Raw genomic sequence first — 11,529 nt, forward strand, 5'->3', positions numbered from 1 at the left:
AAGACTCTTGGGCTTTTTTGTATTCTGAGATACACATGCCTTGAGGGGTTGAAATGCTAGGATATGGTTTAGGATTAAGATCACCACATTACGAAGAAGTACTAACTAACCAACCTAAAGTTGATTGGTTTGAAGTCATTTCTGAAAATTTCATGAACGTAGGTGGTCAGCCTCGTCGCATATTGCATTCAATTCGCGAAAACTATCCCGTTATTCTTCATGGTGTATCGATGTCTTTAGGAGCGATTGAACCGCTCAATAAAGAGTACATGAAACAACTCAAAATATTAGCTGATGAAATTCAACCTCAATGGATGTCGGATCATCTTTGTTGGGGAAGTCATGGCCCACACTATGCCCATGATTTACTTCCACTCCCCTACACAGAAGAAACACTCAAACATCTCACTACTCGCATTCAATATGTTCAAGATTATCTTAAAAGACCTTTTCTTGTAGAAAACGTTTCAAGCTACTTAACTTATAAAGAATCAGAAATGCCCGAATGGTATTTTTTAAATGAACTTGTCACAAGATCAGGCTGCAAACTTCTTTTAGATATTAATAATATTTATGTTAGTAGTTGCAATCATGATTTTAATGCGTCAGAGTTTTTAAACGCGCTCCCGAAAGATTGTGTCGGTCAATTTCATCTGGCAGGTCATTTAGATCTTGGAAAATACGTCAACGACACACATGACCACGATGTATGTGATGATGTATGGGATCTTTACCAAATAGCTTGCGAAAGATTTGCCCCAGTTGCGACGATGATTGAACGCGATGATAATATTCCAGAGTTTATAGAACTGCTTGGTGAAATGAACAAATCAAAAGAAATTCAAGAAAAAATCAGAAACGAGAAAAACCGTGAATTTAGCAGAAATTCAAAAAGAGTTTTGGAAGTACCTATCCAGTTATAACAAGCTTCCCAATCTCATTAAAAATAGTGTCGAAAATTCAAAAGATTTTACTATCGATGAAAGACTTGCCGTTTATGGCAATGCCTATCTTTGGCGATTACAAGAGGCTATTGCCATGGACTTTCCAATTCTTGGTCATTTCATGGGCCATGATCAATTAATGAATGCCATTAAAGATTATCTAGAAGTGAACCCTTCTGAATACTTTTCTATTAGCCGCGCAAGCGCTAAGTTTCCGTACTTTTTAAAAACACATCCTATAATTGGATCATATGTTTGGGCAGATGAATTGGCGCAATTTGAATGGGCTAAGGTATCACTTTTTGAAAATCTTGATCATGGTATTTTAACCAAGTCAGAATTAATAAAAATTCCTACAGAGAAATGGCCCACACTAAAATTTAAACTTATTCCCAACCTTACTATTATGCATACCACCTACCGCATTGAAGAACTCAGTGAAGAAAGTGAATTAGATATAAAGTTAACACCCACCCCTCAAAGTCTTAAGGTATGGAGAAAACAAGAAGAAGTTTATTTTTCAACCACATCTCATGAAGAAGAAGACCTTCTCATGGCCATTCGGGCTGGAAACAATTTTAATGAAATATGCTCACAATTTGGGATCAAATACTCTGAAACTCAAGCCGCTCAAATGGTTTTTAACATCATAACCGACTGGCTCGATGATGAAATCATTGAAAGCATAACGTATTAATTATTAAATTTTCTTTTTAGAATTTGAGCGAAAAACCCGTCCTCTTCATGAAAATCAGGCCTTCGAATTAAAGGTTCGCCAACAGCTTCAAAGTTTTCATGAGTTTTTAAAAATTCTTCAACAACTTGTTGGTTTTCTTCTCGTAATAAACTGCAAGTAGCATAGACAAGTCTTCCACCATCTTTTACAAGACGTGAGTAATCATTTAAGACTTTACGCTGTAGTTCTTTAACACGCTCTAATTCTTCTAAAGAAAGTTTCCATTTGCTATCAGGATTTCTACGTATAACACCCGTCCCACTACAAGGAGCATCAATCAGCACGCCATCAAATGCATCGTGGTGTTTTTTAACATCTTTAGTAGTTTCAAATTTTTGAACACGTAAATTCGAAACTCCAGCCCTACGTGCTCTGATTTTTAATTCTTCTAATTTTCGTTCAGAAACATCTGCAGCTAAAAGTGTACCTTTGTTATTCATCAGTGCTGCTAAATGAAGTGTTTTACCACCTGCACCTGCGCAGACATCGGCAATTCGCTCTCCTGGCTTTGGGTCTAAAAGAGGTGCGATTCGCTGTGAAGCTGTGTCTTGAACTTCGAAATGTCCGTCATTAAAAGCTTTTGTTACAAATACATTACGTCTTTCTTTTAAAACTAATCCGTCTGGTAAATCTTCATAAATATAAGCTTCTATTTGCTCGCTTTTTAACTGAGCTTGAAGTTTTTCACGGTCAGTTTTTAAACGATTCGTACGAATATTCACCGATGCGGGGTCATTAAGTGACTGCATGAGTTCTTGTGCTTCAGAACCATAATTTGAAACAAATTTTTCATACAGCCATTGAGGAAATGAAAGTGCTTCCCAAGGTTGTTTTTTACTATCATTAATTTTACGCATAATTTCATCAGATGATTCTAATGCATTTTTATATTGAGGTAACTTTTCAGCTATATAGGGAACAGCATTTTCTTTATTGCGCCACATTTCATAATATATCCAACGTCGCACAAAATCTTTGGGTTCTGTAAGTTTAAAGGGCATGCCGTCCATACTTGCGAGTAAATTCCACCAACGAACCATATCATAAACTGTTTCAGCAATGTAACGACGATCACGACTTCCTAATTTTCTATTTGCTTTAAAAGCGTGATTTATAACTTTATCGGCGTAAAACTGATCAACAAAAATATGTTGAAGTGATTCTACAACCGTACGTATTAAGCTGGGATGCCATAGAGTATTCATGAAAGTACCTAACTAAAATGTGAAGATCGTTCCAATGCTTGCAAAAAAGCCGTTGGTTTGACCATCTGAGAGCAAAAGAAAGTGATTTTTCATTCCTGTTTCTGCAAAAAACCCAACAGAATCTAGAACATTAAAAAACCTCACACCTGCAACCAACTGATAATTGATAGCAAGAAAACTTTCATTTGGAATTTGTTGAAAGAAAAATCCAGGCCCGATTCCTACACCGAAATAAAGAGGAAACTTACTTGTAGAATCAGGAAGCATGAGCATAAGAAGTGCTGAGAGTTGAACAGGTTTCCCTTCAGGGAGTTCATAACCCATAAGATCAGCCCTAATAAGTCGATCTATGATGCTTGTGAATTGATCAGTTTTATAAGTAAAACCAAGATTAAGACGCCCGGCATTGTCTACTTGAGGACGATCACCCCAACGATATGAAGTAGAATTAAAAAACGTTCCCATATGAACGGTCATGTAATGATCTTCAGCTGATATGTCCCGCTGAGATGTTTTAGCTGTTGTTTGTTTTCCGGGTTTTTCTGGCTTCGCGAGTTCGTCAGAAGCAGGGCTACGCGATGGTCTAAAATATTTAGACGCTTCTTGCTCCGCTTTTTGTGAACCATCATCGTTTACTTCTGTTTTTGCAAAAGCATTTGAAGAGTTCAATGTGAGTGATGTGCAAAATAAAACTGAAAATGTCAAAATTAGCTGTTTCATGGTGCCCACTATCGCATTTTGATTTAAAAAAGGCAATAATGCATTGCGTTGCTTGACACAAAACCCCCTACTCAAGTAGCCTCTTAGGTATGAAATGCCCATATTGCAGTCATCAAGATGATAAAGTTTTAGACACTCGTGTTCAACGTGAGGGAAATTTTATCCGACGTCGTCGTGAATGCCTAAATTGCCATGGACGCTTTTCTACTCAAGAAACAGTCATGGAGGTTTTTCCGCTGGTCATAAAAAAAGATGGCCGAAGAGAACCCTTTAATAAAGATAAAATTTTAAACGGAATTAAAACTGCCTGCCAAAAAAGACCCGTGAGTCTTCAACAAATGCAAGAGGTGGTGGAACGTGTTGCCAAATGGGTGGTTGATCATTACGACCATGAAGTTCTTTCAAAATCCATTGGCGAAAAATTGATGAAAGAAATGTTTAAACTAGATGATGTCGCCTATGTGCGCTTCGCTAGTGTTTACCGTCAATTTAAGGACATCCATGAATTCATGAATGAACTTGAAGTCGCTAAGCAAAAAGACGATACTCCGCCCTTTGAATTAACACCACCACCGCAGTAACCAAGCTAAGGATACCATGGGTTTTAGACGTCGTTCGCGAGAGATCGCTCTTCAAATTTTGTTTCAAACTGAATTTACCTCTCATACTCCTGAGCAGGCATTGGCGCTTTATTTAGAAAATTTTGAAGCTGATCCAGAGACAAAAGAATTCGCCATGCGTTTAGTCAATGGTGTTGGTGAACACCGACAAGAGCTTGATAGTATAATTCAATCACATTCACAAAATTGGAAAGTTCACCGCATGGCGTTTGTTGATAAAAACATTCTACGAATTGCCACTTTTGAACTTAAATTTTTAAGCTCTGAAATCCCAACAAATGTTGTCATTGATGAGGCTATTGAAATCGGAAAACGTTTCGGCAGCCAAGAAACATCAAGCTTCGTCAATGGCGTCCTTGACAATATCTCTAAGAGTTTGGCAGGCTAACATCTGTATTAATTGCTCACAACGGGGGTTTGGTGGCTTTAAGAGATGAAGTACATTCCCATCAAGAAAAAACTTGGATACTTTGCATAGCAGAAAATTTCGTAACTAAACCCTTATCTCCACTCATTGACCTTGTAGATTGGTATAACAATCAGCTTTTAACTAAATCAATATTAGGTGGCCAAGTAAAATTAAAATTTGGCGATCGCACTCTTATGGCCACATCTGGATTATTGCCCGTTGAAAAAATATTAATTATGGGCCTTGGCAACTCAGAACAACTCACCACTGCACAAGGCAAAATCTTTATTCAAGACTTAAGTCAAACCCTTGAAAAACTAGGCGAAACAAATCCATGGGTCATCATGGCAGCTGATACGCCACCAAAATTCATTGAAGAAATTAAAAAGTCCCGGACTTCCATCAACTCACTGTCACAAGCTAATATCTCAGTAGGCTAAAGCAGATACAGATACAAATTCCAACTACCTTAGGAAACTCCATGAATCAGTGGGTAATAAAAAAAATCCAACAACTCAATAATAGATACAGATCATTTAGTAATAGAGTTGGGAGCCTTTTAGGAGAACCACCATCTAACGTTCACATACCTCATAATATAAAACCCAAGATGATCGATGAACTAGATCTATTGTGGAATGAACTTCCGACAAGAGAACAAAACACACAACAACTCCTCACTCTACTCTCTGGGTTTTATAAAGCAGGGTTCATTGTAAAAAGTCATATTGATGGTTGTCGCATTAAAAATTATTTTTTAGAAAATAAAAAAGAACTTATTGGCCCCCTTCTTGATCAAACTTTTGTGAGGTTTACTCCAAGTTTAAAAAATTCAAAACTTATTCATCAACCCCAACGTTTAGCTGCCCATGCACTCTTAAAAACACTGGGTTTACAAAAACTTACATGGGAAGAAAACAGTGTGGCCATTCATTTTTGGCTCTACCCAGATGAATCAACAAGTCTCATCTTAATGAGTGATATTCAAGAACCTTTGCGCTATCAAATCGTCAGGAAAACACAAGCCCTCATCCAACACCGTTTTGGGAAAGGTTTAAATGTCTAATATTGGCGGAACAATATTTATAGTCAGTGACGGTACAGGTGAAACGGCTTCTGCCATTGTCAAAGCAGCACTGGTTCAATACCCCGACCGTGATATCAGCCTTGTACGGTGTAAAAACATTCGAACCGAAGAACAACTTGATGGCATCATCGAAGAAGTTAAGGCTCGAGACGGTGCCGTGGTATTTACTGTGGTTAGTAGTAAACTGCGTCAAAAAATTGAAAATCTCTGCCAAATTAATAAAATTCCTTATAAAGATTTATTTGGGCCACTGCTTCAAATGTTTAGTAAATATTTTCAAAAAGAAGAAACCAATTTTACAGCTGGTTTACTCAGACAAACAGATGAAAAATATTTTAAACGTATTGAAGCCATTGAATTTACAGTTAAGCACGATGATGGAAAAGTTGTCAGCGACCTTGAAAATTCAGATATTGTGCTTGTCGGTATTTCTAGAACGAGTAAAACACCATTATCAATTTTCTTAAGCCACAAGGGCTGGAAAGTTTCTAATGTTCCAATTGTACTTGGGGTTTTACCACCAAAAGAGCTATTTACTATTGATCAAAAAAAGATCATCGCATTAACAATTGATCCTGAAAAGCTCGCGCGTATTAGAAAGAATCGTCTTGAAAAGCTTGGGCAGGACTTAAGTAGTGATTATGCTAGCGAACGTCATATCCATGAAGAATTAGAATATGCCACTCAAATTTTCTCTAAAAACCGTCGCTGGCCTGTATTTGATGTTACTGAAAAAGCGCTTGAAGAGACTGCTACCGAGATCACAAAACTCATAGCAAGTCGTCAGGGAATTACAGGTCTTGAGAATTTCTAGTTTTTCTCTTGGGTTCATACTGTTACTATTAATTTATGGCAATGATTTCTAAAGGTCTAGGGCTATACATCATCTTGTGTGCCTCATTTTTTGCAGTAAATGCTGAGGCAAAACTTTTTCGTAATGCCTATGTGCAATTTGAACTTCCTGAATCTTGGAATTGCAATCTCGAAGGCACTGAATGGGTTTGCGCAAGTACTAAAAAAGATGATGCGCGAGAGAGCATTATTATTCTCACTGCAAAAGAAGTTGGCCCTCAAGATAGTTTTGCCTCATATGAGAATTATTTAAAAGTACCACGATTACTTAAATTACCAACGGGCAAAGAAACTCCCAGCCAAGTCAAAAACAGTCGCATTCGAAAAATTAATGATCATCAATGGGTTGATTCTCTACATTTAGGAAGTGAGATCTCTGGCTACTACACACGTTATCTTGCAACTATTAAAGACAAACTAGCTATTCTTGTTACGCTCAGTGCTCATCAAAAATTTTATACAAAATTTAGTAATGATTATTTTAAAGCAGTCGAAAGTTTACGTGTGGTTGCAACTAAAGATCTTTTTGCGCCCAAAGCACTGGCTCCTGTAAAACCTGGATCTGAAACCATTGGAGTTGGAACAAACACAAGTTTACCTGGCGATGAAGCTCCACCCGAAGAGGAAAATGGGGAAAGTCATGAACCCTTAGTACTGGGCGGCGGTGGATTATTACTTTTAGCTCTTGGCTATTACATGTGGCGCAAAAAAAATATCTAATCAATAACAGTCTTTAATTTTAAATCTAATTCTGGTCTTAAAATTTTATACTCTCTCATTACAAGTTCTACATATTTTTGAGTCGACGGAATCAAAGGAATTCCACCTTGCCTGATCACACGATTTTCCCCAGCATGGTATGCAGCCAGAGCAAATGAAATTTTATTATCAAAAAGATTTAAAAGATGTCGTAGATATCTTGCGCCACCGGAAATATTTTCTGTTGGATTAAATGCATTACGCACTCCCCAAATTCGAGCTGTTTCAGGCATCAATTGCATAAGCCCTAACGCACCTTTTGAGGAAACCGCATTTACATGCCAATTACTTTCAATGGCTATTACAGCTTCTATAAGTGAAGCATCAATTTTTGATTGCATTGCGGCTTCTCTGATTATTTTTTTAAAACGCGCACGAACAATATCAGGGGGAAACCTCAATTCAGGATGTGTTGCTAAAATCGGATTACCATCGGCATCAATGTATTTAAAAAGTGTGCTGCGACTACTTGAAATAGCATCAAGAGAAAATACAGAAATGCAAAAGAACGCACTTAACAAAAAACACACGTTCATAATACCCCCCAACTAGACCTAACAGGTTATGCTCATTCTATGAAATTTTTGTCAGACTAGCAATATGTGGCACACCCAAACTTGAATGAGAATTCTTGCTGTGTTAGACTCTAGAGGATGATGACAACAGAGATAACGGCATTATTAAAAGAATGGGGAGTTACCATCGGACTCTTAGCAGTTGCTGCAACTGCACTGGGCACTTTGCTAGTCCTTAGTCTTAGAGAATTTGCGTTTTGGTTTTTAAGATTAAATAAAATTCTTAATAACCAAAAAGAAGTACTCGCTCGTTTAGAAACACTCGAAAAAACAGTAAAAGCAGATTCTGCACTACTAACAGAGCTAACGACTGCTGAAATCCCTTCGACCACAATGTCACAAAATACTGCAATTCAAAATGTAGCTGCGAATTCTAATCTTAAAAACTCAACCTCAAAGTCAGATACAAAATTTCCTATTTAAAAAATTTCTTGATACTTTTTAACCTCAAGTAATCCAATGGGTCGCACCTGCTCGATTACATCTGTAGATTTAGATAACACAAGAATTTTAAGATCCTTTGGGTTTAGGTGCTTTTTAATTGAGGCGTTCACATCGCTTGCTGAAATATTTTCAACATTGCTGACAAAATTTCTTAAATAATCATCCGGTAAACCATACAATCTTAATATTGCAAGATTGAACCCAAGACGTTCAGACGTTTCTATTGAGCGAGGAAATGAGCCCATCATATAATTCTTTGCAGCTTCAACTTCATCTTTTGTGACGCCACTTGAATAATACTCATTAAACACTTTCAATGTTTCATTAATTGTAAGGGCCGTTGACTCATTTTTTGTAAAGGTGGAAATAAAAAATGGCCCGCGATCTAATCGGGCATCAAAACTACTTGATATTCCATATGTCAGACCAAGTTGCACTCGAATGCGATCCATTAAGCGCGATGAAAAGTTTCCGCCTAACACCGTAGTCGCTACTCTTAACTGAAGATAATCCTCAACAGTTCGTTTTACTCCCATGTGACCTAAAATGATTTGTGTTTGTGTTAAATCAGGTTTGTCAATAAGTCGAATATTCACACCATTAATTTCAGGTGGTGATGTGTAGTTTTTTGATTCTAATGGTTTTTGAGTCCATGGAGTAAGACTTGATTTGATGCGCACAAGCATTTCACTATTTAAATCTCCAGTGATCACGAGTACTGCATTATTTGGCCTAAAGCGTTTCATGTAGAGTTTTATAATATCTTTTCGAGTGATTGAATTCACATCACGCTCAAGACCTGAAATTGGCCGCCCATAAGGATGACCGCCAAATAAATAAGATTCAAAGGCCTCTGAAGCAAAACGATCTGGGTGATCCACACGCCTGTTAATACCTGCTAAGATTTTTTTCTTCTCTCGTAAAATTTCTTGTTCATTAAAGCTTGGATTTAAAAGTACATCAGAGAAAATTTCCCAAAGGTGCACTTGATGAAGACTCAGGCCTGAAACTTGAAACCAACTATAATCTTCTCCAACAGATTGCTCAAGCTCACTACCCAGTTGACCAAGACCATCTGCAATTTGTGCAGCAGATAGCTTTGTGGTTCCTCGCCCCATAGCTTGTGTCATAAGATTCATGGCACCTGTTTTAGCCATAGGGTCAGAAGTTGAACCATCTTTAAGTAAAAGACCAAATCCAATTGAGGGTAAGGTGCGATCTTCAATGGTTATGACCTCTAAACCATTGGGCCATTGTTCAACTTTATAATCCCGTAACTTAAACCCCGGGCTATCTGACGTATTTTTTTGGATAGCAGGTGTGCTTTGAGATTGTGGCCCTTGCGTAGATGAACATGCCGATAAAATCAGAGCAAAAAAGAGATTGGTAAAATAATACCTTTTCATGGCTTTTTCCCTTTCTCAGGAACGAGAACAATAACTGTACGATTTTTTGGAGCAAAATATTTTTGCGCAACTCTTTGAATATCTAAGGCGTTTACTTTTTCGTATTTAATTAAATCATCAAATGCGTTTTCAAAACTTCCTGTGATAATTTCGTTAAGCGCAAGACTCTGTGCTTTTCCGTGTACAGTTTTCATAGATGAAACCCAATGAGACATAATTTGATTTCGAGCTTTTTCAATCTCAGAAGTCTTCACTTTTGATTTCATAACTAAATTGAGTTCATCATAAAGTGCAGCCAATGCCTTGGTGTGTGAAACACCAGGTTTTAGTTCAATAAATATTTCAAATAATCCTGGATCTTGAGGTGTAAGTGAAGCGCCCGCCACATTCGTTGCAATTTGATCGTTATATACAAGGCGTTTGTAAAGCCTACTTGAATCACCTTCTGATAAAATATTTGATAATAAATCTAAAGCAAAACTATCAGGCTCTCCTTGACGGCTAATATGATATCCAATCACCACATGTTCAGTCTGGGCAGAACGTTTAATTGTTACCTTACGCTCTTCAATTTGCTTAGGCTCTTGAGCTAAAGCGGGTTTAGGCACTACAACTTTTGGCAAATGCCCATAATACTTTGTAATAAGATCCATCGTTTGATTTGAATTATGATCCCCGGCAACAACGATCACAGCATTTGAAACACTGTAATAGGTTGCAAAAAATTTCTTACAGCGCTCAAGATCAATAGCATTGAGATCTTTCATCCAGCCAATAATAGGCCACTTATACGGATGAACTTTAAATGCAGTCGACCAAATGGCTTCATTAAGTACCCCGTTGATTGAATTATCAACGCGCATACGTCGCTCTTCTTTAACAACTTCTCTTTCACTTTTAAGATTTTCTTCACTGATTTGAAGGTTCTCCAGCCTGTCAGCTTCAAAATCGATGACTAATTTAAGTTTGCTGCTGGGTAGATCTTCGTAGTAGCCCGTGTAATCATAATTTGTGAAAGCATTGTTTGAAATGCCGTTTCCCTGCAGCATTTTTTCAAACTCAGTGCCCGGAAATCTTTTACCACCTTTAAACATCATATGTTCAAAAAGATGAGCAATCCCCGTGTATCCAGGCTCTTCGTCTTTTGATCCGACCCGAAACCATGTGTGGTAGCTTACCGTCGGAACAGTATGATCTTCGTAAAGCAGAACTGTTAATCCGTTAGGTAAAACTTTTTTTTGCACCGGGAATCTGAGCTTTGTAATATCTAATTTCGTCGTTGCGCCAAAGCTTGTGACCGTAAAAAGAATTACACTCATCACCATAAGAAGTTTCATCTAAGTTGCCTTTCTAAACATTGATCTATTATTGTCGTCATTCGCGGTGTTGCAGTCAAACAAACCAATAGTAACGTATCGAGTTATTCACGACCCTTAATGGAACTAGCTCCACTTTCTTTCAATAAGTAGCCCCACTATGGAACCATCCACAACCTAACCAAAATCTTAAAGTTAGTTTAATTCAGTCTTAACGAGAAAAAGCAGGACTTAGACTTTGGCATAGGGGTTGCTATTACGAAAGCCAGAATCATTACATTTAGTATTACGACTCAAGATGTACGACAGATATTGAATGATTCCGATCAGCTTCCCCCTGATCTTTAGTGGACTCCGGGAACGTGATGTTAGTTCTGTTTGAGCTGAACATTGGCTAATAATTGCAAGTTGGGCAACCCCCTCCCCCCAATCCCCGCTCAGCTTGTTATTATTAGC

At 37.7% G+C, this 11,529-nt stretch carries 14 protein-coding genes; 9 read left to right on the forward strand and 5 right to left on the reverse strand.

Annotated features, from left to right (window positions below):
• The first annotated feature begins 53 nt into the window (after positions 1–53).
• Entirely contained in the window at positions 54–923 is an 870-nt protein-coding gene (locus tag SGI74_12815; protein MDZ4678378.1) for a DUF692 domain-containing protein, read from the forward strand.
• On the forward strand, positions 871–1,641 hold the full coding sequence (locus SGI74_12820) for a putative DNA-binding domain-containing protein (GenBank protein MDZ4678379.1): 771 nt from the start codon (positions 871–873) through the stop codon (positions 1,639–1,641). Before SGI74_12815 ends, SGI74_12820 begins: the two co-directional genes overlap by 53 nt.
• On the opposite strand, the gene SGI74_12825 is transcribed toward SGI74_12820, so the two are convergent.
• Together SGI74_12825 and SGI74_12830 are read right to left on the reverse strand one after the other, a co-directional pair.
• Positions 1,638–2,885, reverse strand: a complete 1,248-nt coding sequence (locus tag SGI74_12825) for a methyltransferase domain-containing protein (protein ID MDZ4678380.1) — start codon at positions 2,883–2,885, stop codon at positions 1,638–1,640. The two genes, SGI74_12820 and SGI74_12825, sit on opposite strands and share 4 nt — an antisense overlap.
• A gap of 12 nt (positions 2,886–2,897) precedes the next feature.
• The gene (locus SGI74_12830; GenBank protein MDZ4678381.1) at positions 2,898–3,605 is read right to left on the reverse strand and encodes a hypothetical protein; all 708 of its coding nucleotides are present in this window, start codon (positions 3,603–3,605) and stop codon (positions 2,898–2,900) included.
• Between the two features lie 89 nt (positions 3,606–3,694).
• On the opposite strand from SGI74_12830, the gene nrdR reads away from it, so the two are divergent.
• From nrdR to SGI74_12860, 6 genes are read left to right on the forward strand one after another with little or no spacing between them, the layout of a single operon-like run.
• A complete protein-coding gene (gene nrdR / locus SGI74_12835; protein MDZ4678382.1) occupies positions 3,695–4,186 on the forward strand; it encodes a transcriptional regulator NrdR in 492 nt (163 codons plus the stop codon).
• A 16-nt stretch (positions 4,187–4,202) separates the two neighbouring features.
• Positions 4,203–4,613 carry a transcription antitermination factor NusB gene (gene nusB / locus SGI74_12840; protein MDZ4678383.1) on the forward strand — a complete coding sequence of 137 codons (411 nt, stop codon included), beginning with the start codon at positions 4,203–4,205 and terminating at the stop codon, positions 4,611–4,613.
• A gap of 32 nt (positions 4,614–4,645) precedes the next feature.
• Positions 4,646–5,074 carry a hypothetical protein gene (locus SGI74_12845; protein ID MDZ4678384.1) on the forward strand — a complete coding sequence of 143 codons (429 nt, stop codon included), beginning with the start codon at positions 4,646–4,648 and terminating at the stop codon, positions 5,072–5,074.
• Positions 5,075–5,115: 41 nt separating this feature from the next.
• Complete coding sequence (locus SGI74_12850) at positions 5,116–5,700, forward strand: hypothetical protein (GenBank protein ID MDZ4678385.1); 585 nt, start codon at positions 5,116–5,118, stop codon at positions 5,698–5,700.
• The gene (locus SGI74_12855; protein ID MDZ4678386.1) at positions 5,693–6,535 is read left to right on the forward strand and encodes a pyruvate, water dikinase regulatory protein; all 843 of its coding nucleotides are present in this window, start codon (positions 5,693–5,695) and stop codon (positions 6,533–6,535) included. Before SGI74_12850 ends, SGI74_12855 begins: the two co-directional genes overlap by 8 nt.
• A gap of 35 nt (positions 6,536–6,570) precedes the next feature.
• Positions 6,571–7,293: a hypothetical protein gene (locus SGI74_12860; GenBank protein MDZ4678387.1), complete on the forward strand. Its 723-nt coding sequence runs from the start codon at positions 6,571–6,573 to the stop codon at positions 7,291–7,293.
• Here SGI74_12860 and SGI74_12865 read toward each other — a convergent pair.
• Complete coding sequence (locus SGI74_12865) at positions 7,290–7,868, reverse strand: lytic transglycosylase domain-containing protein (protein MDZ4678388.1); 579 nt, start codon at positions 7,866–7,868, stop codon at positions 7,290–7,292. The genes SGI74_12860 and SGI74_12865 overlap by 4 nt on opposite strands.
• A 117-nt stretch (positions 7,869–7,985) precedes the next feature.
• Here SGI74_12865 and SGI74_12870 point away from each other — a divergent pair, with 117 nt between their 5' ends.
• Entirely contained in the window at positions 7,986–8,330 is a 345-nt protein-coding gene (locus tag SGI74_12870) for a hypothetical protein (protein ID MDZ4678389.1), read from the forward strand.
• Here SGI74_12870 and SGI74_12875 read toward each other — a convergent pair.
• Entirely contained in the window at positions 8,327–9,757 is a 1,431-nt protein-coding gene (locus tag SGI74_12875) for a pitrilysin family protein (protein MDZ4678390.1), read from the reverse strand. The genes SGI74_12870 and SGI74_12875 overlap by 4 nt on opposite strands.
• On the reverse strand, positions 9,754–11,094 hold the full coding sequence (locus tag SGI74_12880) for a pitrilysin family protein (GenBank protein ID MDZ4678391.1): 1,341 nt from the start codon (positions 11,092–11,094) through the stop codon (positions 9,754–9,756). The genes SGI74_12875 and SGI74_12880 overlap by 4 nt, the downstream gene beginning before the upstream one ends.
• Positions 11,095–11,529 lie beyond the last annotated feature (435 nt).

Source organism: Oligoflexia bacterium (assembly GCA_034439615.1).
Classification (GTDB): domain Bacteria; phylum Bdellovibrionota; class Bdellovibrionia; order JABDDW01; family JABDDW01; genus JAWXAT01.

Coding starts and splice junctions, on each gene's coding strand:
- SGI74_12815 (MDZ4678378.1), top strand. CDS start 54: ATGCTAGGATATGGTTTAGGATTAAGATCACCACATTACGAAGAAGTA.
- SGI74_12825 (MDZ4678380.1), bottom strand. CDS start 2,885: ATGAATACTCTATGGCATCCCAGCTTAATACGTACGGTTGTAGAATCA.
- SGI74_12830 (MDZ4678381.1), bottom strand. CDS start 3,605: ATGAAACAGCTAATTTTGACATTTTCAGTTTTATTTTGCACATCACTC.
- nrdR (MDZ4678382.1), top strand. CDS start 3,695: ATGAAATGCCCATATTGCAGTCATCAAGATGATAAAGTTTTAGACACT.
- nusB (MDZ4678383.1), top strand. CDS start 4,203: ATGGGTTTTAGACGTCGTTCGCGAGAGATCGCTCTTCAAATTTTGTTT.
- SGI74_12850 (MDZ4678385.1), top strand. CDS start 5,116: ATGAATCAGTGGGTAATAAAAAAAATCCAACAACTCAATAATAGATAC.
- SGI74_12855 (MDZ4678386.1), top strand. CDS start 5,693: ATGTCTAATATTGGCGGAACAATATTTATAGTCAGTGACGGTACAGGT.
- SGI74_12860 (MDZ4678387.1), top strand. CDS start 6,571: ATGGCAATGATTTCTAAAGGTCTAGGGCTATACATCATCTTGTGTGCC.
- SGI74_12865 (MDZ4678388.1), bottom strand. CDS start 7,868: ATGAACGTGTGTTTTTTGTTAAGTGCGTTCTTTTGCATTTCTGTATTT.
- SGI74_12870 (MDZ4678389.1), top strand. CDS start 7,986: ATGATGACAACAGAGATAACGGCATTATTAAAAGAATGGGGAGTTACC.
- SGI74_12875 (MDZ4678390.1), bottom strand. CDS start 9,757: ATGAAAAGGTATTATTTTACCAATCTCTTTTTTGCTCTGATTTTATCG.
- SGI74_12880 (MDZ4678391.1), bottom strand. CDS start 11,094: ATGAAACTTCTTATGGTGATGAGTGTAATTCTTTTTACGGTCACAAGC.